Origin of the sequence: Corynebacterium sp. HMSC063A05 (assembly GCF_001809695.1) — a bacterium.
Taxonomy (GTDB): domain Bacteria; phylum Actinomycetota; class Actinomycetes; order Mycobacteriales; family Mycobacteriaceae; genus Corynebacterium; species Corynebacterium amycolatum.
On record NZ_KV798500.1, the window covers coordinates 78,365 to 103,744 of the forward strand.

Below are 25,380 nucleotides of genomic sequence, written 5' to 3' on the forward strand. Positions count from 1 at the left end.
TTCTCCTAAGTCAAATCTGATGAGTGTGGACTGACCATGATTGCTGCGTATTTAATTCTCGAGGTCAACCACGTATGCGGCTTCGGTGTTGGCCTCGATATCGGCTAGCGTCACCCCAGGTGCCAGCCTGCGTAACACCAGGTGATCATCAGCGACATCGAAGCTTCCCAGGTTGCTAATAATCCTTTTCACTACTTTTGCACCTGTGAGGGGCAGTTCGCAGGCTTTTACCAATTTTGGTTTGCCATCTTTGGAAACGTGATCGGTCAAAACCACCACTCGAGGGGTACCAGCGACTAAGTCCATCGCGCCGCCCATGCCCTTGACCATCTTTCCCGGAATCATCCAGTTGGCCAGGTCACCGCACTGGCTAACCTCCATTGCACCCAACACGGCCATTTTCACAGCACCGCCGCGAATCATGCCGAAGCTGGAGGCGGAGTCGAAGATTGCCGCGCCCGGCACCAATGTCACGGTCTGCTTGCCCGCATTGATAAGGTCGGCGTCCTCTTCACCTTCATATGGGAAGGCGCCCATTCCCAGAATTCCGTTTTCACTCTGCAGCAGAACTCGCACACCTTCGGGAATATGGTTTGCCACCAGTGTCGGAATGCCGATACCCAGATTCACATAGTCGCCATCGCGCAGCTCTTCGGCGGCCTGCTGTGCCATCTCGTCACGGCTCCAGCCCTTGTCCATAATTGTCTTCGCAGGTGCCATTTAAATCTCCTCCCCTGCTGCCGCGTCACCGGCATCGTGGCTGGAATCGGTATTGCGTGGCCGAGTTGTGCGCTTTTCAATGAGCTTCTCACGGCCGTCACCGCGGACGATGTGCTGGATATACACACCCGGAGTCATCACCAGATCCGGGTCGATCTCACCGCGGCCAAGCAAGTGCTCCACCTCCGCAACGGTCACCCTGCCGGATGCTGCGCACAGCGGGTTGAAGTTCTGCGCGGTCCGGCGATAGACAAGGTTGCCCTCGATATCGCCGTGGTAGGCGTGCACCAGGCCAATGTCAGCAACGATGCCACGCTCCTGCACGTAGGTCTGCCCGTCGAAGTCGGCGTGGGGCTTGCCCTCTGCAACGAGCGTGCCGACGCCGGTTGCGGTGTAGAACGCGGGAATACCTGCGCCCCCTGCGCGAAGCCGCTCAGCCAGAGTTCCCTGAGGGGTGAACTCCACCTCGATTTCTCCTTCGAGGTACTGGCGGGCAAACTCCTTGTTCTCGCCGACGTAGGAGGCCACTACCTTTGCCACCTGTTTGTTCTCCAACAGAATGCCGAGTCCAGTACCGTCAATGCCCATGTTGTTGGACACGATGGTGAGGTCTTTTGCCCCGGAGTCGCGCACGCCTTCGATGAGGGTATATGGCACACCACACAGGCCAAAGCCGCCAACTGCCAGGGTCATTCCATCAGTGACAAGGCCTGCGACAAGCTCTCGGCCGGTCTGATCAGTTGTTTTTGACATTGTTCTACACCCAGCCCAGGATTCGCGGAGCCATCTCACGCATCTCGACCTTGCGGACCTTGCCCGACGCGGTCATCGGGAACTCTTCGACGACGTGGACGTAGCGCGGAATCTTGTGACGCGACAGCTTGCCGTGGGCAACGGCCGCCACATCGTCAGCGGTGAGGTCTTCCACATCGTCGTGCAGAATTACCCATGCCATAATCTCTTCGCCGTACTTGTCATCCGGCACACCGATGACCTGCGCATCGACGACAGCCGGGTGGGTGAACAGGAACTCTTCAATTTCGCGCGGGTAGATGTTCTCACCGCCACGGATGAGCATGTCCTTAATACGTCCGGTGATGGACAGGTAGCCCTCGTCGTCAAGCACACCCAAGTCGCCGGTGTGCATCCAGCCGTCGGCGTCGATGGCCTCGGCGGTTTTTTCCGGGTGTTCCCAGTACTCCTTCATAACGGAGTATCCGCGAACGACAACCTCGCCCTGTTCGCCTCGCGGTAGCGTCTCTCCGGTTTCTTCACAAATGATGCGGGCTTCCAAGTGCGGCATGATCTGGCCGACGGTGTTGACGCGCTTTTCCAGCGGAGAATCCGCGCGGGTCTGGAAGGACACCGGCGAGGTCTCCGTCATGCCGTAACAGATGGCAATCTCGCGCATATTGAGTTTGTCCATCACATCACGCATGGTCTTCGACGGGCACGAGGTACCTGCCATCACCCCTGTGCGCAGCAGCGACAGGTCGTACGGAGAGCCGTACTCCTCCTGGTCGTGGGCTTCTTCAAGCTCATTGATGAACATCGTCGGCACACCGTAGAGGCTGGTGGCCTTGGCCGAGTGCACAGCCTTGAGTGTTTCACGCGCCTTAAACGACGGGGCCGGGATGACAATAGCGGCACCGTGGGTGAAGGCGGCGAAGGTGCCAATCACCATGCCGAAGGTGTGGAAGAACGGCACCGGCACACAGATGCGGTCGGTCTCGGTGTAGCCCAACAGCTCACCGATGAAGTATCCATTGTTCAGCAGGTTGCGGTGCGTTAGCGTAGCGCCCTTGGGAAAGCCTGTCGTGCCCGAGGTGAACTGGATGTTGATCGGATCATCCGGTTTCAGCTGGGAGGTGTACTCGCTCAGGTCGTCGATCTCGCTGTGCATGTGCTCGTACCATTCGGACGAACCGAAGTAAATGACCTTGTCCAAGCGCACACCGCGCTGCTTGGAGGCCTCGATCAGCATGGTTCGGTAATCGGAGTCCTTGTAGCGGCGAGCGGCAAACACCATACGCACACCTGCCTTTTCCAGCACGTAGTTCAGCTCGTGCTGGCGGTAAGCCGGGTTGATGTTGACCAGCACCAGGCCGATATGGTGGCAGGCGTACTGCACCACGGTCCACTCCCATCGGTTGGTGGACCAAATGCCGATACGGTCTCCTGGACGGTAGCCCTCCCGGATGAAAGCGCTGGCCAGGCGCAGAACTCGGTTGTAGAAACGCTCAAAGGTAAAGGAGACATCCGCGTAGACGTCAACGACGGCGTCGCGGGAAGGGAATTTCTCCACAATCGAACGCAGGTTCTCACCGAGGGTCTCATCGCGAAGTGGAGCGGCACCTTGCTCGACACCGGCGCCGAACACGTGGCTCATCTTGTTGCCATCGGCATCGACAACATCCTTGCCGTATGGCGCCGGCACAGTGGTGAAGCCCTCCGGCAGCTTCGAAGGATCAGCAGTGCGCTGTTCTGCGTGGTTCTTCAATGTCGCGGTCATGGGGAGTTCTCCTTGGTTTAAGTGACTCCGCAGAGTGCGGAGTGTGTGAGAGGAAAATGTGTTCTTTAGGGGGATAAATCAGTGGTCGTTACCGGCCGTGGGACTAACCGGTTACGGCAGCTCGCCGAGCAATGGCTTCTGCTTGACGGAAGAGCGGCGCATCCACCATCTGGCCGCCAAAGCTGAAGGCGCCGGTGTTCTCTTCCGCTTCCGCCAAGAGCCGACGCGCCCAGTCAATCTCCTCGTCGCTGGGGCGGTAAGCCTGGCGGATTGTCGGGACCTGACCGGGGTGGATACAGACGGTGGCGGCAAATCCCAACGCAGCGGCATCTGCGGCCTCCGCAGCTAGCCCATTCGCGTCGGAGATATTGACGTAGATGGAATCCAGACTGGCCTTACCGTGCGCCGCTGCAGCCAGGTGAACGTGGCTGCGGGTATGTACCGCCACACTGCGGTAGCTACCCGCATGGATACGGCCCGGCACGAGTGCAGCCTCTGCTTCGCTAAAGCGTGATGACGTTCCCGCCAATCCCGCCACCAGGTCCTCTGCGCCCCAGAACAGTGCAACGACACCATCGGCCTGCGCCAGCTCTTCGGCGCGCATGACCCCAAGCGGAGTTTCAATAAGGGCAATGACCTGGGTCTTCTCCCCCAGTGCCGCTACCAACTCATCCACTTGCTGAGCCGATGAAGCCTTGGGCAGCATCACCTGGCGGAAAGCGGTGCCACGCAGCATGTCAATATCCGCTGCGTAGTCCTCAACCTCCGGTGGATTGACACGCACAATCGTGCGGGCCGGGTCGAGGTCACAGGAGGCGATAGCCTCGCGGGCGGCCTCACGGTTTTCTGCGCGACAGCCGTCCTCCAGGTCCAGAATCACCATGTCGGCACGGTCAGCAGCTTTAGCGAATCGTTCCGGCCTGTCTGCCGGCGCAAACAGAATTGCAGGGCCCAGCGGCTGCCAGGAGTTATGCGTAGACATGGGCCACTCACTTCCCCGCTGAAGCTGCGTTCTCGGAGCCGTCGTCAAGCGAAGTCGGTGCGCATTGGACGAGCGTGGACCGGACGGCGCGGCAGACGACGGTGCCGTCCTGATTGCGTCCGATGTGCTCGAGCTCGACAATGCCCTGGTTGGGGCGGGACCTGGACAGACGCTTGTTACGACAGACGGTCTCTGCATACAGGGTGTCGCCGTGGAACATCGGTGCGGGAAACGCCACTTCGGTGAAGCCGAGGTTGGCGACGATGGTGCCGAGCGTCAGCTGCCCGACGGACAGCCCGACAACCGTCGACAGCGTCCACATGGAGTTGACCAGCCGCTCGCCGCCGAATCCCGGCTGCTGGCTCGACCAGTGCGCATCCAGGTGCAGTGGCTGGGTGTTCATGGTCAGCGTCGTGAACAGGACGTCATCGGTTTCAGTGACGGTTCGCCCCGGTCGGTGCAGGTAACGCGCGCCGACCTCGTACTCTTCGAACCACAGTCCGCGCTGGACGACGTCGTGGGTGACTTCGGTTACGTTGTTGTCAGCCATTTTACAGCCCCAATCCGCGTGCGATCAGCATGAGCTGAACTTCGGTGGTGCCCTCGCCAATCTCCAGAATCTTGGAGTCGCGGTAGTGACGTGCCACGCGGTACTCGTTCATGAATCCGTAGCCACCGAAAATCTGTGTCGCGTCGCGCGCGTTGTCCATCGCGGCCTCGGAGGCAATCATCTTGGCGATGTACGCTTCACGACGGAAATCTGCGCCCGCGGCCATCTTTGCGGCTGCGTCGTACCACGCCATACGTGCGGCATGCGCACGCGCTTCCATTCGTGCGATCTTGAAGGAAACAGCCTGGTACTCACCAATCGCTCGGCCCATGGAGTGGCGTTCCTTTGCGTGGCGAACAGACTCGTCGACACAGCCCTGCGCAGCACCAGTGGCAAGAGCTGCAATCGCGACTCGGCCCTCCGCCAAGATGGACAGGAAGTTAGCGAAGCCGCGACCACGGGTGCCCAGCAGGTTCTCCTGGGGGACGCGGACATCGGTAAAGGTCAGTGGGTGGGTGTCGGAGGCATTCCAACCGACCTTGTCGTAAGCCGGTTCCGCGACAAAGCCCTCCGTGCCACTCGGCACGATGATGGTAGAAATCTCCTTCTTTCCATCGTCCTTCTGGCCGGTGACTGCGGTGACAGTAACCAGCGAAGTGATGTCGGTACCGGAGTTGGTGATGAACTGCTTGGCACCGTTGATGACGAAATCATCGCCGTCTTCACGGGCTGTCGTGCGGGTGGCACCGGCGTCGGAACCTGCATCCGGCTCGGTGAGACCAAAACCGGCCAGCTTCTTACCAGCAGTCAGCTCGGGCAGGTAGGTCTCCTTCTGCTTGTCATTGCCGAAGTGGAAGATTGGCATGGCACCTAGGCCAACGCCCGCTTCCAGGGTGATAGCGACCGACTGATCGACTTTAGCTAGCTCCTCCAGAGCAATACCGAAGGACAGGTAGTCACCGCCCATGCCACCGACTTCCTCGGGGAATGGCAGACCGAACAGGCCCATTTCTCCCATCTGCGAGACAATCTCGTACGGGAAGGTGTGGTTGCGGTCATGCTCGGCAGAAACCGGATCGACAACTTCATTGGCAAATTCGCGAACTACTTTCTGCAGTTCCACGTATTCGTCGTCGAGGATGGCGGTTGCAATCTTGGTGCTTTCGGACATGATGAGTGCTCCTTAAAGATTTTGTAGGTGTGGGACCTGATTGGTGCGTTTTGTGTGGGTTTTTATTCCTCGGCTTCGGCTACGGTGATGACGGCCAGCTGCTGGTCACCGGTGACCTGATCGCCCGGCGCGACGGTGAAGCTAACCTCACCTGCAATTTCGGCGGTGAGAGTGTGCTCCATCTTCATGGCCTCCATGACCAACAGAGCGTCACCAACTTCGACGCGGGTTCCCTCCTCCACCGCCAGCGCGATAATCGCGCCGGGCATCGGAGCTTGGATAACTCCTGAGCCACCGGCATCGGCTTCGGCGCCGGTGGTGACTACCTCGGTGCGGGGCAATACCCAGGTGCCGTGGGCACCGGCGACGACGTATTCTTCGTGGTTCGCTGACCCAGCGTTGTCGATGGTTTCGACCAGGAAGTGCTGTGCAACTCCGTCGCGGACGATGCGCAGATGTTCCCCGTCGCGATAGACCGAAACTTTGTAATTTCGCGGTTCTGGAACGTCGATATCTTCGTTCTCCGCTTCGGCCGACAGACCTGCGACTACGTCACCGACAACGACGTCGGTACTCGACGGGGTGCCCACAATCGAGATCAGACGCGAGTTCTCCCCTGCCCCGAAGCGAATGCGCTGCGCGGCAGGCGCACTGGCACGCCAGCCATCCGGGGTGAGCCACGGTGAGTCGGTGGCCTCTTCAAAGCGAGAAGCCAGCCAGTCCATCGCGGCGGCGAGGTACACATCGTCCGGCGTTTCGGTGGTGGCGAAGCCTTCCGCCACGCGGTCGAGCAGTCCGGTGTCAAGATCGCCGGCGCGAACCTCGGGGACGTTCAGCAGATAGCGACAAAAATCGATATTGACTCCGACACCTGCGACAACGGTGTCCCCCAGCGCCTTGTCCAGCCGCTCGAGCGCCTGCTCACGGTTTTCACCGTAGGAGATGATCTTCATCAACATCGGATCATAGAGAGATGAGACCTCGGAACCGTCGACAATGCCGGAATCCACCCGGATTCCCACCCCGCTCGGCTCGACGACACGTGTGACCGTGCCACCGGTGGGCAGGAAACCCGCCGCCGGGTCTTCGGCATACACGCGAGCTTCAATCGAGTGACCGGTAAGAGTTACATCTTCCTGAGCAACCGGCAGTGGGCGTCCCGAGGCAATGTCAACCTGCAGCGCCACCAGATCCAGGCCGGTGACCTGCTCAGTCACGGGGTGCTCAACCTGCAGGCGCGTATTCATCTCCATGAAGAAGAACGACGACGGGTCCTTCGCCGGCACAATGAACTCCACCGTGCCCGCGCCGACGTAGCCAACCGAGCGTGCCGCGTCACAGGCCGCTTCACCAATTGCGCTGCGCGTTTCCTCATCCAGCAGAGGGCTCGGCGCTTCCTCGATGACCTTCTGATGGCGTCGCTGCAGCGAGCACTCACGCTCGCCCAAGTGGATTACATTGCCGTGTTTATCTGCGAGAATCTGCACCTCGATATGCCGTGGGGTGTCGACGAAGTGCTCGATGAACAGGGAGTCATCGCCGAAGGCACCCGCCGCTTCACGACGAGCTGTTGCGAGTGCCGCCGGCAGGTCAGCAGCATTTTCCACGCGGTGCATCCCCTTGCCACCACCGCCTGCCGACGGCTTAATCAGTACAGGAAAGCCAATCGATGGGGCTGCCTCAATGAGGTCCTCGTCGCTAAGCCCGGGGCGAGAAAGACCCGGCACGGTGGGAACATCGCGGGCTTCGACGGCAGCGCGGGCGGAGATTTTGTCACCCATGATGTTGATGGCGCTGGCCGGTGGGCCAATGAATTCAATACCTGCTTCCTCACAGGCGGTCGCGAAGTCTGCGTTTTCAGACAGAAAGCCGTAACCGGGGTGGATTCCGTCTGCGTCGCAGCGGCGAGCGGCATCGATAATCTTGTCGATAACCAGATAGGACTCGCGTGCCGGAGATGGGCCAATGTGGATGGCCATATCCGCCATGCGGACGTGAGGGGCGTCGGCATCGGCATCCGAGTAAACCGCGACGGAGCGAATTCCGTTGTCACGAAGGGTTCGAATAATGCGGCAGGCAATCTCCCCGCGGTTTGCGACCAATACGGTACTCAGGCTGCCGCCAGCTGCGTGGGGCTGCGTGTTGTGCGCTGTCATGTGCCCTGTGTTTCCTTTCCAGAAAATGCGGTGTCGAGAGTTTTTAGCTGGTTACTACATGCGGAAGATGCCGAAGCCCTGTTCATCCAGGGGCGCGCCACTTGCCACATCGAGGGCCATGCCAAGAATTCGGCGGGTATCTGCGGGATCGATGACACCGTCATCCCACAGGCGAGCCGATGAGTAATAGCAGTGCGACTGGCGCTCAAACTGCTCGCGGATCGGAGCTTCAAACTCCTCCTGGTCTTCCTGCGACCAGCTCTCACCTGAGCGTTCAATCTGGTTGCGACGAACCGTCGACAGCGTCATCGCCGCCTGTGGGCCGCCCATGACGGAAATGCGAGCATTCGGCCACATCCAGAGGAAGCGCGGCGAATATGCGCGACCGCACATGGAGTAGTTGCCGGCGCCGAAGGCACCGCCGATGACTACGGTGAACTTGGGCACGCGGGTGGTAGCCACGGCGTTGACCATCTTGGCGCCGTGCTTTGCGATACCGCCGGCCTCGTATTCGCGACCAACCATGAAGCCCGTGGTGTTCTGCAGGAATACCAGTGGGATGCCGCGCTGATCACACAGCTCGATGAAGTGCGCGCCCTTCTGTGCAGATTCCGCGAAGAGAATGCCGTTGTTGGCGATAATGCCGACGCGGTGCCCGTGAATGCGGGCGAAAGCAGTGACCAGGGTCGTACCAAATTCGGCCTTGAACTCCTGGTATTGGCCTCCATCCACAATAATTTCAATGACCTCGTGAACGTCGTAAGGCACTTTGGCATCGACGGGGACGACATCGTAAAGATCGGTCTGGTTGCGAGTCGGCGCGACGGTGGGCTCTGTGTCCCACGGAACTTCCGGGTCCTTGGGGAGCGTTGCGACGATATCGCGGACACGACGCAGTGCGTCGGCATCGTTAACTGCGAGATGGTCAGTAACGCCGGAGGTCTTGGAGTGCAGTTCGCCGCCACCGAGTTCCTCTGGTGTGACATCTTCACCAGTTGCAGCCTTAACCAGTGGTGGGCCTGCCAGGAAGATGGTGCCCTGGTTTTTCACAATGACCGCTTCATCGCTCATCGCCGGCACGTATGCGCCCCCGGCGGTACAGGATCCCATCACGGCGGCAATCTGCGGAATCCCGCGAGCGGAGAGGTTGGCCTGGTTGTAGAAAATGCGACCGAAATGATCGCGATCAGGGAAAACTTCATCCTGGTTGAGAAGCATGGCCCCGCCGGAGTCGACCAGGTAAATGCACGGCAAGTGGTTAAGGCTGGCAATCTCCTGTGCGCGCAGGTGCTTCTTGACAGTCAACGGGTAGTACGTTCCGCCGGAAACGGTTGCGTCATTGGCTACAACCAGGCAGCGACGACCTTCGATGATGCCAATGCCGGCGATGACGCCAGCAGCCGGAACCTTGCCGCCATACATTTCGTGGGCCGCTAGAGGTGCGACCTCAAGGAAAGGGCTGCCGGGGTCAAGCAGTTGGTTGATGCGCTGACGTGGCAGCAGCTTACCGCGGGAAATATGGCGAGCACGGGCACGTTCGGAACCACCGCGTGCTGTCGTGCTGAGCAACTCTTTGAGCTCTGCGACGAGCTCTTCGTGGCGCTGTCGGTTGGTCAATGCTGGGGCGTGAGTCATGGGCGAAATACTTTCCGTTAATGACTATTAACTTTCTTGACGGAAAGGTTAATGTGACCACAGTCACTTCACAACAAGTTTTGTTTCCTAGGCCATACTTTTACCCCCGGATGCCTTTCAGACAGCTTGAAGTACACACCCCTCCCTGAGGTCACAACATGTTTCCAATAGAGATTTAAGTTTGTCCTAGAAACCTGTTTCGGGGGTAAATTCACTTGGATAAGACCGACCGCTCCACACAATAAAACCGCCTGACCTCACACTGCTGAGCACAGTGAGGCCAGACGGCACAAGAATAAATACGGATTATTGGTTGTTAATGCCCAGCGCAGCAAGGGCCATCTCAAAGGCATTATCCCTTGTCGCCTCGGGACCCGCCCATTTGAGCACATGTCTGGAAGAGTTAATCAACCCAGCGGTGAGCTGGACTTTAAGCTGCGCCTCGTCGGAGGTGAGTTCGGGCTGTAGTTCACGCAGAGCGTCCACCCATAAGACCATGTAAAGACGCTGCAAGGAACGCACTTTTGCGCTCTGCTCTGGCGCTAGATTTCCGCCTTCGCGTTCTTGGACACGAATGCGATCGGGCTCCGTGACTGCAAAATGCACGTGATGCGCAAGGAGGCCCCGAAGAGTCTCCTCTGGACCCCAGTCATTGCTCTTTGCTCGATCGAGAACTGCTCGCGCACCATCGACAAGTCGGATAGAAATATCGATGAGGATCTGCGCCAACAGCTCTTCCTTGCCGCTGAAGTAGCGGTAAAGAGCTGGGCCAGAAATGCCAACAGCGGAGCCAACATCCTCCAACCGAGTCTGATGAAACCCTCGGTCGGCCAGGATCGCAGCAGCAGCGGAGAGAATCTCTGCTTCTCGACGCCGTCGCGCTTCGGTTCTACGTGACATAAGCCCTTATGTTAAACGCATTGGAGCCATTTCGTCTGCATAATTACCACCAGCGCCCGCCCTCAGCGTGTGTTCACATAGACCACGGCTCGACAACAGACACACATCCTCGCCCACAGGTCCCCACACGTCCGGGTAGAGAAAAACCGCCGAGGTGATAGTTAGCACCGCGGCGGTTAGCCCCTAATCCAGCAAGGAATTAGTGGAAGAAGTGGCGAGTACCTGTCATGTACATAGTGACGCCAGCTTCCTTGGCAGCAGCGATGACCTCTTCGTCACGGATGGAGCCACCTGGCTGGACAACTGCCTTCACACCGGCATCAATCAGGACCTGCAGACCGTCAGCGAACGGGAAGAAGGCATCGGACGCAGCGTAGGCCCCCTGGGTACGGTTTTCTCCGTCGGCAAGCGTATTTGCGCGCTCAACGGCGAGCTTTGCGGAGTCCACGCGGTTGACCTGGCCCATGCCGACGCCGACGGTGGCGTTGTTCTTGGACAGCAGGATGGCGTTGGACTTCACAGCGCGGACGGAGCGCCATGCAAACTCGAGCTCAGCCAGCTCTTCAGCATTCAATGCCTCGCCGGTGGCCAGCTCCCAGTTCTCCGGCTTATCTCCCTCTGCCTGGTAAGTATCCGGATCCTGGGTAAGCAGACCACCCGAGATGAACTTGTTCTCGGTGGTCGGTGCTTCGTACTCGGCGACGAGAATACGCAGATTCTTCTTGGCCTTCAGTACCTCAACGGCACCGTCTTCGTAGGACGGAGCGACGATGACCTCGGTGAAGATGTCCTTGACCTGTTCGGCCATCTCAACGGAGACCTCGCGGTTGACGGCGATGACACCGCCGAATGCGGACATCGAGTCACATGCGTGAGCTGCGCGGTGAGCTGCGGCGATGGACTCATCCGAGACTGCGATGCCGCACGGGTTAGCGTGCTTGATGATTGCCACACACGGACGCTCGTGATCCCAGGCGGCACGCCATGCGGCGTCGGCATCCTGGTAGTTGTTGTACGACATCTCCTTGCCGTTCAGCTGCTTGGCGTTTGCCAGCCCCTTGGTACCAATGCGGGTCAGAGTTGCCGACTGGTGAGAGTTCTCGCCGTAGCGCAGCGGGGTCGGCGTGGATCCCTCAGCGCTACCGAGCTGCTCAACAAACCAGTTGGACACAGCTGCGTCGTAATCAGCGGTGTGCAGGAAAGCGTCGCGAGCGAACTCACGGCGCTGCTCGAGGGTGAAGCCGCCTTCCTTCACGGCGGTAGCGATATCGCCGTAACGAGCCGGGTCGACGACGATGGCGACCGACGGATGGTTCTTCGCCGCAGCGCGAACCATCGACGGGCCTCCAATGTCGATCTGCTCCACGCACTCGTCGTAGGAAGCGCCCGAGGCAACGGTCTCCCGGAACGGGTACAGATTAACGACAACGAGCTGGAAAGCCTCCACACCGAGCTCCTTCAGCTGAGCCAGGTGGTCTTCCTTGCGAGTATCAGCCAGAATACCGGCGTGAACACGCGGGTGCAGCGTCTTCACACGGCCCTCGAGACACTCCGGGAAACCAGTGAGATCCTCAACCGGGGTCACAGGCACGCCAGCTGCAGCAATCTTGCCAGCCGTGGAACCGGTGGAAACGATTTCCACGCCAGCCTCGTGCAGGTCGCGAGCCAGCTCCTCGAGCCCAGTCTTGTCGTAGACGCTAATCAGAGCGCGCTTGATCGGTTTACGCTGCGTGTTGTCGTTGGTCATTTCAGATAAGCCTTTCGTCCGTCACGCTCAATTCCGTGATCGGCAATCGAGTGCAATACATCAACCAGGAGTCGGCGTTCGACAACCTTGATTCGTTCGTGCAGGGTCTCCACCGTGTCGTCGTCCTCGACGGCCACTGGCTGCTGCGCCAGAATCGGCCCGGTGTCCACTCCATTATCAACAATATGCACGGTCGTGCCGGTGACCTTCACCCCGTAGTCAAGTGCATCCGGTACCGCACGCGCCCCTGGGAAGGACGGCAGCAGCGCAGGGTGCGTATTAATGATGCGATTGCTGTAGGCCTCCACAAATGATGGCCCCAGAATGCGCATGAAACCCGCCGAGACAACGATATCCGGCGAAAAACTGTTCACGGCCTCTAAAACACGAATATCCCAACCTTCTCGGTCCTTCTTTGCCTCAGCATCGAAAGGCACCCGAAAAGTTGGGATATTGAGGTTTTGAGCCCTCTCCAGCGCCGGACAATCCTTGTCCGAACCAACCGCGACAATCTGAACTTTTTCAGCGTCCAGCAGTTCCAGCATCGACTGCAAAAGGGAGCCCAGGCCAGAGGCCAGGACTACGATGCGGAGCTGCTTGCTGGAGGAATTATTGTGCGAAATTTCTGCGACGGGCTGTGCTTCAGTCACGGCGTTTAGCTTACCCAGCCCGACAGAGACCCCAAATTCCGCTCCCCCTAAGTTGGCTTAGCTCTTTTGGCTTGACGACGGTTCCCCGTCGCCGCCCTCCTCCGAGTCTTCGGTGTCCTCATCGGATTCACCCTCATCGGTCGCATCTACTTCGCTCGACTCTCCTCCGCCTGCGGCGCTTTCCGAATCCTCTTCAGAGTCGTCCGATTCCTCAGCGTCTTCTGAAGCATCTTCAGACTCAGCACCGGACTCTGATTCCTCCTCTGTGTCGGACTCGACTTCATCTTCGGAGGTCGCTACGACTTCCCCGTCGACAATCTCCTCCGACTCCTCTGACTCCTCCGAGCTGTCCCCGTCATTGTCGGACTTATCGGCGTCGCCGGCATCCTCAGCCTCAGCATGACCGTTTCCATCTCCCGCAGGCTTCGGCGGGAACTTTTCTGCGGCCACTTCCGAGACTCCCTTGTCCCTACCAAGTGACGGCACACCGGTCATCGCAACAACCACGATGGCCCCCAGAACAACCAGCCACATCGAGCCGAGCAGTCCAGTCAGCCACCAGGAGGCACCGGCCCACCCAAAGATGCCAACCTCACCGCCGAGCAGCCAAGCCAGCCCCATGAGGAACATGATTGACCACACGGCAGCGAGAACGACGACCAGGTAGGGCTGCTTCGGTGCAGATTTCTTCAGGAATGCCACGACGCGCCAAGCTGCGACGGCTGGCGGTAGCACAATCAGCACTCCGAAAGCCCAGTGCGCCAGCGACTGAGGCATGGCAGCCAAAATCGGCAGGGGTGGCAGCTGAGCCGGGTGCACTGCGAATAGTCCAGCCTCCGCAGGCCCGAAGGTCGATTTTCCACCTACCAGCACACCGACAGCACCGAAGGCTACATTCGGCAGGTAAAGCAGCGAGAGACCGCTGACCGCAACACTTTCACCGGCGGTATCCGTGATTGCAAATGTCTCTGCCAGCAACTCTCGATGCCAAATCAGCGAAACGAGTGTCACCGCAACACCGACCAGCCACAGCCATGCCACGTAGCTGACCGCCAGTCGCGCAGACCCGAGCAACCATTCCGGCAACTTCCGGCGCAGCAGTAGTGCACGCAGCAACCGCTGCCCCATTCCCAGCACCAAGGCCACGAGATTTACGAGCAGCGCAGCCGCAATCGCCAGACCGAAACTGGGGGTCTGAACGCGGGGAAACACCTTCGACGCGTCGTAAAGCATGAGCCACGCGATGATGGTGAGAACAATGGGCGTGCCCAGATACGCGCCGACCAACGCGCGCACGTCCTTGATGCTGATGCGGTCAGCGACCTCGCGGCGCACCCGCCAAGCGATGAATGCCACCGTCAGCACTGCGGGTAGCGCCGGCGTGAGCCCCAGCGTCGTGCCGTTAAAGCGGAACGGGGCAAGGTTAAACATCATCCACAGCGACGCGATACTCGCTGGAAGCGGAGACATTCCAGCGCCGCTGACGATGACGCCAATCAGAGCTACCGAGATGATGAACAGCAATACGACGCCGTAAGAACCGGCAACAGACAGCCCAAACCGGCGCACACGGGGAGAGTTAATGAAACGACGGACCCCCGAGGGACGCCCCTTGCGTGACGACGTTCCGGAGCCCCCCGCTTTCATCTTCGTCGTGGCGCCTCGATTGCTGTCGGCACCGACGCTGCGCGCACCGCCAGTCCGGCCGGCCTGCGTGTTCTGCCATGCGCGGGCAGTGCGCTCACTGTGCTCACTGCGGACGCTACGGGAACCACCGCCGCTGCCACCGGCACCGGTGCGGCTTCGCCGATTTCGATCGCTACCGGAGGAACCTCTCCGCGAATCCGCGCCTTTCACAGTGACATCGTCCTTCCCGCGTCTAATCATTGACAGCTGATTGCCCACCTATATAGATAGGGTGCCACGCAAGGGTGCGTCACAGCCATGGCCATATAGTGCCATACATACAACGCCTCTTTGTTTAGGCATTGCAGAGTCTAATTTGAAGGTACGGATCCCAGGACGGACGGTATCCGTTGAGTCCGACCTCCTCCGCTGTCCCCCCCCCAAAGTGGCTTCGCCGTTGGTTTCCATTTGTCAACGTCGATGGGTTACCTTTTGTCACCCCCGCTACCACACCCTTAGTTCACCCGGAAACTACTTGCCGACCTCCCTACCCACCCCCTCGATTAAGGGGCATCCGCCATAAATCCCCTGGCAACACACCGGTTGCGCTTCACCGGATCCGTGATACAAGACAACAGCCCCACGGTCGCAGCACGGCTCTATTGAACTGAAACTGACAAATTAGTGAACAAGTTCTCTAAATATGAGTTGCTTGCCCTATATCGAACCGTTATTATCGCAGAAGTTAGATAACAGTTGGGTTACAAAGAGTTTCGTTGGCAGGGAGATTGAAGTGACGTTTTTCAATGCTCGTCGCGGAGGCGGAAAGCACCGCAAGGTAGAGGTTTCCGCAACTTCTCGCGCAGCACTGGTCGCACTGTCCGCATCGACGATTGCTTCTTCCAACGCGGTCGCCCACGCAGCTGAGACCGAGAATAAGGCTCCGGAGAACTCAGCTTCGACTCAGGCCCGCGCTGCTCAGCCGAAGAACAATGCTCCGATGGTGCTGGCCTCCAGCTCCTTCAATCCGAGCACTAACCTCAGCGACCACCTCGCTACGGCGTTGCAGTACAACCAGGAGCGCGTTGCTCGCGACCAGGCTGCCCGCGCTCCGAAGCTCTCCATCCCGACTGTGGGACTGCTGACCTCACCGTTCGGTCCACGCTGGGGAACCTTCCACTACGGCGTCGACCTGGCTAACGTCACCAACACCCCAATCATGTCCGTCATGGACGGCACTGTTATCGATGCAGGCCCGGCTCAGGGCTACGGTCAGTGGATCCGCGTTCGCCATGACGACGGCTCTGTTTCCGTCTACGGCCATATTGAGTCCATCTACGTCGCTGTCGGCGAAGCTGTCCGAGCTGGCCAGGTCATCGCCGGTATGGGTAACCGCGGCTTCTCCACCGGTACGCACCTCCACTTCGAGATTCACCCGGATGGCACCACTCCGGTCGACCCGGTGACCTGGTTCATCCAGCGTGGTCTGAGCCTGAACTAATCAGGTATCGGCACAGGCACGAGCAGGCCTGGCCGTTCTACGAAGGCCCTACTTGTGCACCGGCCCCCTGTTTGACCGTAGCTGAAAGCCTCGTCTGATTAATTTTTCAGAAACCGGCATCGCCGCCGGCACTGGGGCTTTACCCTTGACACATGGCAGAGACTCAAACATTCCGCATGTGGAAGAAGTTGGCTGCGACTCCGGTCGTCGGCAAGCGTCTATTTTCCTTAACCGCCGCATTGACGGCGCCATATTTCCGCACGATCTGCCCCAAGCTAGAGACGATGCAGCCTGGACTGGCGGTAGCGCGCATGCCCGCTTGGTGGGGCGTGCGTAATCACATTAAGTCCGTGCATGCGATTGCTGCGTGTAACCTCGTTGAATTCGCGATGGGCATGCTCTGTGAGGCCAGCGTACCGACAACGCATCGCTGGGTTCCAAAGGGCATGACGACGAACTACAAGCGCATCTCCGTTGGTGGCCTGACGGCTGTGGCCAAGGCTGAGTTGCCGGACTTCTCCACCATCACACCGGAGACTGGTGGGGTAGATTTTCCCGTCCACATCGTGCTGACCGATGCCAACGGCACCGAAGTGCAAGATGCCACCATCAACTGCTGGGTGACGGCGAAGAAGCCTAAGTAGCCTCCACGCGATAGTGGCACGTGCACGGCCGCAGGTAGGGACGGCCAATCGGGCGGTGGTTGTTCTTTTACAACTTCTCCATGGGCACGCCGCCGATAAGCATCATGCGGACCTTACCTGCGGATCCAAAGTCAATCATCGCAGTTGCCCGGGGCGCGGCCCCTTGGACCTCAAGCACAGTGCCTAAGCCGTACTTGTCGTGAACAACCTTGTCACCGGGCTCTAGGTGCAAGACCTGATTCTTCTTTCGGGATGACGCACCAGAGTTAGAGGATCCACCAGAGCCGAAGCCCGAGCTGGAACCGAAGCCCGACGAGGCACCATGGCCACGACCAAACGCGCTGCCTGCGCCGTAGCCACCAGAGCCGTAGCCACCAGAACCGGAGCCCCAGCTTCGAGCCGGAGCCTCGCGCAGCCAATCAATCAGGTCGCTTGGGACTTCCCCCAGAAAACGTGAGGGCGGATTATTCTGCGGCGAACCCCACGAGGACCGAGTCACAGCGCGTGTGAGATACAGCTGCTTGCGAGCTCGGGTAATACCCACATAGGCCAGACGTCGCTCTTCGGCCAGCTCCTTCGGATCGCCTAGGGCGCGCAGGTGCGGGAACAGTCCGTCTTCCCAACCAATGAGAAATACCACCGGAAACTCCAGGCCCTTGGCCGTATGTAGCGTCATCAACGTCACTACACCGGTGTCATCATCCGGAATCTGGTCCGCATCCGCGACCAGAGAAACTCGCTCGAGGAATGCCTGCAGACTTCCCGGCTCCGCTTCCCCATCGTTGTCGAAGTCGGCCGCGAAATCACGCGCGAGGTCATTCGCGATTCCAGATTCCACCTCGGACTCGCCACTAGTATCAGCACCGCTTTCAGCATCAGTTGCAGCGCCAGAGCCTTCATTTACATCAGCGCTAATATCCACCGACGACATCATCCGCGCCTCTGCAGAGAACTCCCGCGCAACGCTGACGAGCTCATTGAGGTTGTCCAGGCGCGTGGCATCTTGCGGATCATTGGAGCGCTCGAGCTCCGACTTGTACCCACTGCGATCAATAATCGCGTTGACCAGATCACCGATATCGGCCAGTTCACCGGATGCCATATCCGCCGCCAAGCCATCAATCATCTCGACGAACGCCGCCATCGCGTTTCGACTCCGCGCCGCCACCGCCGGAACCTTGCCCTCCGCTACAGCACGTAGCGCCGTGCCGAACGAGCATCTCTCGTCCTCGGCATAGAGCGACACATGCGCCACCGCACGGTCACCGATTCCGCGGCGCGGCGTATTGATAATGCGACGCAGCGAAACATCATCGTCGAAGTTCTCGATAACGCGCAGGTAGGCGACAATATCGCGTACTTCCTTACGCTCATAAAACCTGGTGCCACCAACCACCGTGTACGGCACGCCCATACGAATGAAGACATCCTCTAGCGCACGAGAGGAATTATTGGTGCGGTAGAAAATCGCCACATCCGAATACGAGTACGGCCCGTAGTCGACCAATTGCTCAATCTCGTTAGCGATAAACCGAGCCTCATCGTGCTCATTGTCCGCCACGTAGCCCTTGATCTTGCCGCCCTCACCGAGATCGGTCCACAGCTTCTTCTCCCGGCGATTCTCATTCCGCGCAATCAACGCATTGGCCGCCGACAGAATCGTCTGCGTCGAGCGATAGTTTTGCTCCAGCAGAATCGACGTGGCCTCGGGATAGTCCTTTTCAAACTCTTCAATATTTCGAATAGTCGCACCACGGAAGGCATAAATGGACTGGTCCGAATCGCCCACCACACACAGCTCACTCGGAGGCACATCTCCACCGGGTTTGCCGACGAGCGTCGAGACCAAAACATACTGCGCATGGTTGGTGTCCTGGTACTCATCCACCAACACATGCCGGAAGCGGCGACGGTAATACTCTGCAACCTGCGGGTGATTGGTGAAGATCCGAACGACCTCACCGATTAGATCGTCAAAGTCCACGGCATTAGCCGCCCGCAGCCTGGTCTGGTACTCCAGGTAAACTCGTGCAACGACGTCATCAAAAGGATTGCGCGTCGTCGAGGCATCCGCGATGGCCTTCTCCGGGTCAATCAATTCATTCTTGAGATTGGAGATACGCGACGAGAGCACGCGGCCGGTGAACTTCTTGGCATCCAGGTCCATGTCCTTAGCAATCATGGACAGCAAACGCCGGGAGTCGTCCGAATCATAAATAGAGAAATTGGAATTAAGCCCCGGTACTAGCGCATGCTGCATGCGCAGGATGCGCACACACATGGAGTGGAACGTGGACACCCACATACGCTGCGCCTGGTCACCAACCAGACCAGCCACACGCTCGCGCATCTCGGCTGCGGCCTTATTGGTAAAAGTAATAGCCAAAATTTGACTTGGCAGGACCCCACGCGCACCAATCAGGTATGCAATCCGGCGCGTCAGCACAGACGTCTTTCCCGAACCCGCTCCAGCCACAATCAACAGTGGTGAGCCAATGTGCTCCACTGCTTGGCGCTGCTGCGGATTAAGCCCCTCTAACAGCGACTCTGAATCAAAACTGGGCTCGAAGCCACCGCCAAAACCGCCGCCAAAGCTGGCAGCGCCACTCGGCGCGCTATTGCTACCAGCGCCGGCGAAGTGGCCGAACCCACCACGGCCAGGCGTAGCACCGCCCGACTCACCGTGGTTCGAACCACCATGGCTATCACCACGACGGCCATCGTCAGCATTGAAGGACCCGAACAACATTCCAGTTTCATTTCCCATGATGGCTACTACAGTAGCCGAGCCCCCGGATTGGACTGTTCGAATCCTTTGGCACAATAAGAACTATGAGCGAAAACCCTGCGGACACTCCCGCCGCACACACCGACAACACCAACGGCGCTGAGCACAGCCAACAGGCTGCGGCAGTATCCCCTTTTGAAGTCCGCACCCCCACCGGCACCGATGACCCGTTGAGCTCCGCGGAGATCGAACAGTACCGCAAGGAAATCAACCGCCTTGACGGGCTGATTATCGATGCCATTCAACGCCGCACCGCAATCAGTAAGGCCGTCGGCAAAACCCGCCTGGGATCTGGCGGCACGCGTCTCGTGCACGGCCGAGAGGTGCAGATCATCAACGAGTTCCGCGACGCACTTGGCCCAGAGGGCCCGGCAATCGCGTCGGCTCTGCTGCGCATGGGACGCGGTCGCCTGGGCTAACCCTCGCCAGCTACCTGTCCGGCTAGCCTTCCAGGGAAATCAGCTTTTCCTCTAGGAACTCATCGATACCGGTGAAGCCCCCCCCTCACGTCCAAGGCCGGACTGCTTGACACCACCGAACGGCGCCGACGGGTCCGACAGCGAGCCCTTATTGACCGCAACCATGCCCGACTCCAACGTCTCTGCCGCACCAAGTGCCTTGGTCAGGTTCTCACTGAACACATACGCCGCCAGACCAAAGATGGTGTCATTTGCCTGCTCAATCGCACGGCCATCGTCCGTGAAGGTCGTCACCGCAACCACCGGACCGAAAATCTCTTCGCGGACAATATCCGCATCCTCGGGCACATCGGTCAGAACTGTGGGCTCGAAGAAGTAGCCGTCGGAAAGCGCGCCGCCGAGATCTGGGATCTTGCCGCCGCACTCTACCTTCGCACCGCGCTTGACCGCATCGTCAACCAGATCACGAACCTTTTCCTGTTGATCACGCAGCGCGAGTGGCCCAAGGTCCGTCGCCGGATCGGTACCCTCGCCCAACTTCAGCTCCGCAAAACGCTTAACGACGCCCTCGACGAACGCATCCTTCTTGGATTCATGAACAATAAAGCGATTCGGGGCGATACACACCTGGCCGCCATTGCGGAGCTTGGCGACACTGACTGCCTGCACAGCCTTATCGACATCACCATCAGAGAGAATGACAAACGGAGCATTTCCGCCGAGTTCAAGGGAGACTTTCATCGAAGTTTCCGCGGCCTTCGCAGCGAGCATCTGGCCAACTTCGGTGGAACCGGTGAAGGTGAACTTGCGCAGGCGGTCATCGGAAAGCAGGGCTGAGACATTGGATGAGTGCCCCGTCGGCAACACGGAAACGACACCTGCGGGAACACCGGCCTCGACAAGAAGTTTGCCCAGGTAGAGCATGGTCAGCGGAGTCTTGGAAGCGGGCTTAATAATAATCGGGCAACCGGCGGCCAGTGCCGGGGCGATCTTGCGAGCACCCATCGCCAGCGGGAAGTTCCACGGCGTAATCGCCAGCACCGGGCCGACCGGCTGCTTAATCACCGCGACGCGCGAGGTCCCGCTCGGAGAAATTCGGTAATCGCCAGAGATACGCACGGCCTCCTCAGCGAACCAACGAAAAAACTCGCCACCGTAGCCGACCTCAGCCTTGGAATCCGGCAACGCACGGCCCATCTCCAGGGACTGCAGCTGGGCCAACTTGTCTGCATCCCGACGGATGAGTTCAAATGCGCGGTAAAGAATCTCGCTGCGCTTGCGGGGCGGGGTTGCCTTCCACTCCGCTTGGGCGGCGACGGCGTCGTCAAGCGCCTGCTTGGCGTCTTCCTCGGTGGCAGAAGCGACCTTGACCAGCGTCTTGTCGGTGGCGGGGTTAATTACGTCGAAGGTCTCGCCATTCGACGCGGGGCGGAACTGGCCACCGATAAGCAGACCGGTGGGGACGTCTTTGAGGATGTTGTCGTAATCAGGAGTGAAATCAGTCATATTTTCCAGGGTAGGTGCCTTTGCTGAAGCGGGCTAGGGGCTCGTAGGTGGCGGTTGGGCGACGCATAAGCGACGCATAAGCACAGCGGAATCGAGTTGCTGGCAGATTGCGGTCACGCCTGGTCGAATCCTGCCGCCCGGCGAGAGCGCCAAAACGTAACTAGTCTGGGGAGGTATAAAGTGCATTTCGTCAAAAATTACCTGGGAGCAGGAATGACTGTAGATATCACCGCAACCGAACAGTGGGCTCAGCTGGCTAAGCGCGTGGACAATGTTCGCGCCACCTCGCTGCGTGAGCTTTTCGCCAATGAAGATGGCCGCACTGAGAAGCTGACTTTCGATGCGGGCACTCTCCACGTTGACCTTTCCAAGAACTTGATGTGCCTCGACGGTTTTGCCGAGCTGGTTGAGCTCGCTCGCGCCGCTGGCATCGAAGAAGCACGCGAGAGGATGTTCCGCGGTGACAAGATCAACACCACTGAAAACCGCTCTGTGCTGCACACAGCGCTGCGCCTGCCAGCAGAGGAAAATTTGACCGTCGGCGACCAGGATGTCGCTGCCGACGTGCATGAGGTGCTCGGCCGCATGCGCGACTTTGCTCGCAGCCTCCGCAGTGGAGACTGGCTGGGATACACAGGTCACACTATTAAGACTGTGGTCAACATCGGCATCGGTGGCTCCGACTTGGGCCCGGCAATGGTGACCAAGGCGCTGCGCACCTACGCCACTGCCGGCATTGATGCCCGCTTCGTCTCCAACGTTGACCCGTCTGATCTGCAGGCAGTTCTGGATGAGGTCGATCCGGAGTCCACGCTGTTTATCGTCGCTTCCAAGACCTTCACCACGCAGGAGACGCTCTCCAACGCTCACGCAGCTCGCCGCTGGCTTATCCAGCAGCTGGGTAGCGAAGAAGCCGTCGCCAAGCACTTCGTTGCCGTTTCCACGAATGCCGAAAAGGTCGCCGAATTCGGCATCGACACTGAGAACATGTTTGGCTTCTGGGACTGGGTCGGCGGCCGCTACTCCGTCGACTCCGCCATCGGCCTGTCCATCATGGCCGTCGTTGGTCCGATGGACTTCATGCGCTTCCTGCAGGGCTTCCGCGCAATGGATGAGCACTTCCTCAACGCTCCGCTGGAGCAGAACGTGCCGGTGCTGATGGGCATGCTGAATGTTTGGTACTCGAACTTCCTCGACGCTCAGTCGCATGCCGTGCTGCCCTACTCCGAGGATCTCTCTCGCTTCCCGGCGTACCTCCAGCAGCTCACCATGGAATCGAACGGTAAGTCCGTGCGTACCGACGGCAAGAGGGTGGACTACAACACCGGAGAAATCTTCTGGGGTGAGCCGGGAACGAACGGCCAGCACGCTTTCTTCCAGCTCCTTCACCAGGGAACTCGCCTGGTTCCGGCTGACTTCATCGGCTTTGCCCGCCCACGCCAGGATCTGCCGACGGCATCTGGCGAAGGTTCCATGCACGACCTACTGATGAGTAACTTCTTCGCACAGACCAAGGTGCTGGCCTTCGGTAAGACCGCAGAAGAAATTCGCGCAGAGGGCGTTGCCGAGGAACTCGTAGAGCACAAGGTCATGCCGGGTAACCGTCCGACCACGACCATCATGGCCGAGGAACTGACCCCGGACGCTGTCGGTGCGCTGATTGCACTCTACGAGCACATCACTTTCGTCGAGGGCATTGTCTGGGGCCTGAACTCCTTCGACCAGTGGGGCGTGGAGCTGGGCAAGCAGCAGGCCGGTGACCTGCTGCCTGCGGTCACTGGTGAAGTAGCACCGGATTCTGGCGATACTTCCACCGATGCGCTGCTGACGTGGTACCGAGATAAGCGCTAGCGGCTCTTAGACAGCTGGCCTAAATAGCTAACAGCCCGCCCTCGGCTTCTCGCTGCGGGCGGACTTTTGTTATTTGTATCCCCCTAAATCTTCACCGCGTAACCGTCAGCGCGATAGCCCTTAACAATCTCCTTGCCAAATGGGAAGCAGGTCACCGGGATCATCTTGACATTGGCCACAGGCCACCGAACAAAAGCCAAATGATATTCAGCAAGGTCTTCATGCCACTTAAGTCTAGTCAGGATGCGTAGTCGGCAACTGGAGCTAGCAAGGCTCAACTAACACCTGCGCAAGGTCTGGAGCTAAGCCAATGAGGCCACCTGGCTGCGGTGAGAATAAGTCGCGGCATCTCGTCGTAAAGCGGGGTTGGGAAAAAGTGAATAGTATCTAAGTCATGTCTGCCTACATTGAAGATGATGTTCTTGCCTATCGACTTGCCGTGGGCGCCAGTGAAATTCTCAAGGGTGTCCGCAACGTAGGCCTGCTGCGTGGCCGCATTCTGGGAGATGCCGGCGACGCACTGGCACAGGAGTGGATTGCCCGCGTACTGGAGCAGCACCGTCCGGACGACGGACTGCTGTCGGAGGAAGCCGCGGATAACCGTGAGCGCCTGGACTCAAAGCGTGTGTGGATCATTGACCCACTCGATGGCACTCGAGAGTTTGCTTCGGGCCGTCAGGACTGGGCAGTTCATGTCGCTCTGGTAGAGGACGGTCAGCCGACCCACGCTGCTGTTGGTCTGCCGGATCACGGCCAGGTTTTCCACACGGGTGAGGCCAAGGCTGTGCAGGGGCCGCGTGCGGGCAAGATTGTCGTATCGCGTACTCGCCCACCGGCTGTGGCAAAGTACGTCGCTGACAAGCTGGGCATGGAGCTGGTGGAGATGGGCTCCGCTGGCGCGAAGGCAATGCACGTGCTGCTCGGTGACTACGACGCCTACATCCACGACGGTGGTCAGTACGAGTGGGACTCGGCAGCGCCGGTTGGTGTCGCTAAGTCCGCCGGTTTGCATGTCAGCCGCCTAGACGGCTCCGCGCCGACCTACAATAATGTCGATACTTTCCTGCCGGATATGCTGTTCTGCCGACCGGACCTGTCGGAGGAGATTCTGGCAGCGGTGAAGGAATTCAAGAATCAAGAGCAGAAGTAGGTAAGTTAGGGCGGCTATGACCGACTCCACTGACATCACGACACAGCCTCATCAGGGCATTAAGACTCCGTACGAGGATTTGCTGCGCGAAATTCTCGCTGACGGAGCAGCGAAATCAGACCGCACTGGCACGGGCACTCGCTCAGTGTTCGGCCGCCAACTGCGCTTTGATCTGAGCGAGGGCTTCCCGCTGATCACCACTAAAAAGGTGCACCTGAAGTCCATCGTGTACGAGCTGCTGTGGTTCCTCCGCGGCGATTCAAACGTCCGGTGGCTCCAGGACCGCGGAGTGACTATTTGGGATGAGTGGGCAGACGACAACGGCGACCTCGGCCCGGTCTATGGCGTGCAGTGGCGCTCCTGGCCCACTCCGGATGGGCACCACATCGACCAGATTGCACAGGCGCTGGAGACTTTGAAGTCCAACCCGGATAGCCGCCGCAACATCGTCAGCGCCTGGAATGTCTCCGAGATTTCCAATATGGCGCTGCCGCCATGCCATCTGCTGTTCCAGTTCTACGTCGCAGATGGCAAGCTCAGCTGCCAGCTCTACCAGCGCAGCGCGGACATGTTCCTGGGCGTGCCATTTAACATCGCTTCCTATGCACTGTTGACGCACATGATGGCGCAGCAGGCGGGCTTGGATGTTGGTGAGTTCATCTGGACCGGTGGTGATTGCCACATCTACGACAACCACATTGAACAGTGCGAACTGCAGGTCTCCCGTGAGCCACGCCCCTATCCCACGCTGAAGCTTCGGAAGGCCGACAGCATTTTCGACTACGCTTACGAGGACATCGAGGTCATCGGCTACGACCCGCATCCTCTGATTCGCGGTCAGGTGGCTGTCTAAGTCAGCGAAAGGTGAGTGT

Annotated in this window: 19 protein-coding genes and 1 pseudogene; 6 read left to right on the forward strand and 14 right to left on the reverse strand. The window is 59.2% G+C overall.

The features are described 5' to 3' along the window. Positions 1-51 precede the first annotated feature (51 nt). The 12 genes from HMPREF2651_RS11080 to HMPREF2651_RS04245 all read right to left on the reverse strand — a co-directional run bounded on the left by HMPREF2651_RS11080 (position 52) and on the right by HMPREF2651_RS04245 (position 14,910). A complete protein-coding gene (locus HMPREF2651_RS11080) occupies positions 52-720 on the reverse strand; it encodes a CoA transferase subunit B (RefSeq protein WP_049182284.1) in 669 nt (222 codons plus the stop codon). Continuing rightward, positions 721-1,473 carry a CoA transferase subunit A gene (locus HMPREF2651_RS11085; protein WP_038627858.1) on the reverse strand — a complete coding sequence of 251 codons (753 nt, stop codon included), beginning with the start codon at positions 1,471-1,473 and terminating at the stop codon, positions 721-723. It lies immediately after the preceding gene. Between the two features lie 4 nt (positions 1,474-1,477). After that, positions 1,478-3,232 (reverse strand): AMP-binding protein, encoded by a 1,755-nt coding sequence (locus HMPREF2651_RS04200; RefSeq protein ID WP_070585982.1) that lies wholly within the window; start codon positions 3,230-3,232, stop codon positions 1,478-1,480. A gap of 103 nt (positions 3,233-3,335) precedes the next feature. Next, entirely contained in the window at positions 3,336-4,214 is an 879-nt protein-coding gene (locus HMPREF2651_RS04205; protein ID WP_049182288.1) for an HpcH/HpaI aldolase/citrate lyase family protein, read from the reverse strand. A 7-nt stretch (positions 4,215-4,221) separates the two neighbouring features. After that, a complete protein-coding gene (locus HMPREF2651_RS04210; RefSeq protein ID WP_049182290.1) occupies positions 4,222-4,764 on the reverse strand; it encodes a MaoC family dehydratase in 543 nt (180 codons plus the stop codon). 1 nt (position 4,765) lies between these two features. Beyond that, a complete protein-coding gene (locus tag HMPREF2651_RS04215; RefSeq protein WP_049182292.1) occupies positions 4,766-5,935 on the reverse strand; it encodes an acyl-CoA dehydrogenase family protein in 1,170 nt (389 codons plus the stop codon). Between the two features lie 62 nt (positions 5,936-5,997). Further along, the gene (locus HMPREF2651_RS04220; protein ID WP_038627850.1) at positions 5,998-8,091 is read right to left on the reverse strand and encodes an acetyl-CoA carboxylase biotin carboxylase subunit; all 2,094 of its coding nucleotides are present in this window, start codon (positions 8,089-8,091) and stop codon (positions 5,998-6,000) included. Positions 8,092-8,145: 54 nt separating this feature from the next. Beyond that, positions 8,146-9,726: a carboxyl transferase domain-containing protein gene (locus tag HMPREF2651_RS04225; protein WP_049182293.1), complete on the reverse strand. Its 1,581-nt coding sequence runs from the start codon at positions 9,724-9,726 to the stop codon at positions 8,146-8,148. 306 nt (positions 9,727-10,032) lie between these two features. Next, a complete protein-coding gene (locus HMPREF2651_RS04230) occupies positions 10,033-10,626 on the reverse strand; it encodes a TetR/AcrR family transcriptional regulator (RefSeq protein ID WP_038627845.1) in 594 nt (197 codons plus the stop codon). Between the two features lie 199 nt (positions 10,627-10,825). Continuing rightward, positions 10,826-12,373: a bifunctional phosphoribosylaminoimidazolecarboxamide formyltransferase/IMP cyclohydrolase gene (gene purH, locus HMPREF2651_RS04235; protein WP_049182294.1), complete on the reverse strand. Its 1,548-nt coding sequence runs from the start codon at positions 12,371-12,373 to the stop codon at positions 10,826-10,828. Further along, positions 12,370-13,023, reverse strand: coding sequence for a phosphoribosylglycinamide formyltransferase (gene purN / locus HMPREF2651_RS04240; RefSeq protein ID WP_016422166.1), 654 nt, complete (start codon positions 13,021-13,023; stop codon positions 12,370-12,372). Before purN ends, purH begins: the two co-directional genes overlap by 4 nt. A 57-nt stretch (positions 13,024-13,080) precedes the next feature. Beyond that, entirely contained in the window at positions 13,081-14,910 is a 1,830-nt protein-coding gene (locus tag HMPREF2651_RS04245; protein ID WP_070585983.1) for a cell division protein PerM, read from the reverse strand. A gap of 532 nt (positions 14,911-15,442) precedes the next feature. On the opposite strand from HMPREF2651_RS04245, the gene HMPREF2651_RS04250 reads away from it, so the two are divergent. Together HMPREF2651_RS04250 and HMPREF2651_RS04255 are read left to right on the forward strand one after the other, a co-directional pair. Then, entirely contained in the window at positions 15,443-16,150 is a 708-nt protein-coding gene (locus HMPREF2651_RS04250; RefSeq protein WP_070585984.1) for a M23 family metallopeptidase, read from the forward strand. Positions 16,151-16,302: 152 nt separating this feature from the next. After that, on the forward strand, positions 16,303-16,794 hold the full coding sequence (locus tag HMPREF2651_RS04255; RefSeq protein ID WP_049182296.1) for a hotdog fold domain-containing protein: 492 nt from the start codon (positions 16,303-16,305) through the stop codon (positions 16,792-16,794). Between the two features lie 67 nt (positions 16,795-16,861). On the opposite strand, the gene HMPREF2651_RS04260 is transcribed toward HMPREF2651_RS04255, so the two are convergent. Next, positions 16,862-19,561 (reverse strand): UvrD-helicase domain-containing protein, encoded by a 2,700-nt coding sequence (locus HMPREF2651_RS04260; RefSeq protein ID WP_049182298.1) that lies wholly within the window; start codon positions 19,559-19,561, stop codon positions 16,862-16,864. Between the two features lie 65 nt (positions 19,562-19,626). Here HMPREF2651_RS04260 and HMPREF2651_RS04265 point away from each other — a divergent pair, with 65 nt between their 5' ends. Next, positions 19,627-20,001 carry a chorismate mutase gene (locus HMPREF2651_RS04265; protein ID WP_038627823.1) on the forward strand — a complete coding sequence of 125 codons (375 nt, stop codon included), beginning with the start codon at positions 19,627-19,629 and terminating at the stop codon, positions 19,999-20,001. 22 nt (positions 20,002-20,023) lie between these two features. Here the strand turns inward: HMPREF2651_RS04265 and HMPREF2651_RS04270 are convergent. Then, positions 20,024-21,507 (reverse strand): annotated as a pseudogene (locus tag HMPREF2651_RS04270) (NAD-dependent succinate-semialdehyde dehydrogenase). Positions 21,508-21,720: 213 nt separating this feature from the next. Here HMPREF2651_RS04270 and pgi point away from each other — a divergent pair. The 3 genes from pgi (at position 21,721) to HMPREF2651_RS04285 (ending at position 25,361) form a co-directional block, all read left to right on the forward strand. Further along, a complete protein-coding gene (gene pgi / locus HMPREF2651_RS04275; RefSeq protein WP_049182302.1) occupies positions 21,721-23,358 on the forward strand; it encodes a glucose-6-phosphate isomerase in 1,638 nt (545 codons plus the stop codon). A gap of 394 nt (positions 23,359-23,752) precedes the next feature. Then, positions 23,753-24,508: a 3'(2'),5'-bisphosphate nucleotidase CysQ gene (locus tag HMPREF2651_RS04280; RefSeq protein WP_038627816.1), complete on the forward strand. Its 756-nt coding sequence runs from the start codon at positions 23,753-23,755 to the stop codon at positions 24,506-24,508. A gap of 16 nt (positions 24,509-24,524) precedes the next feature. Then, positions 24,525-25,361 (forward strand): thymidylate synthase, encoded by an 837-nt coding sequence (locus tag HMPREF2651_RS04285; RefSeq protein WP_049182304.1) that lies wholly within the window; start codon positions 24,525-24,527, stop codon positions 25,359-25,361. The last annotated feature ends 19 nt before the right edge of the window (positions 25,362-25,380 follow it).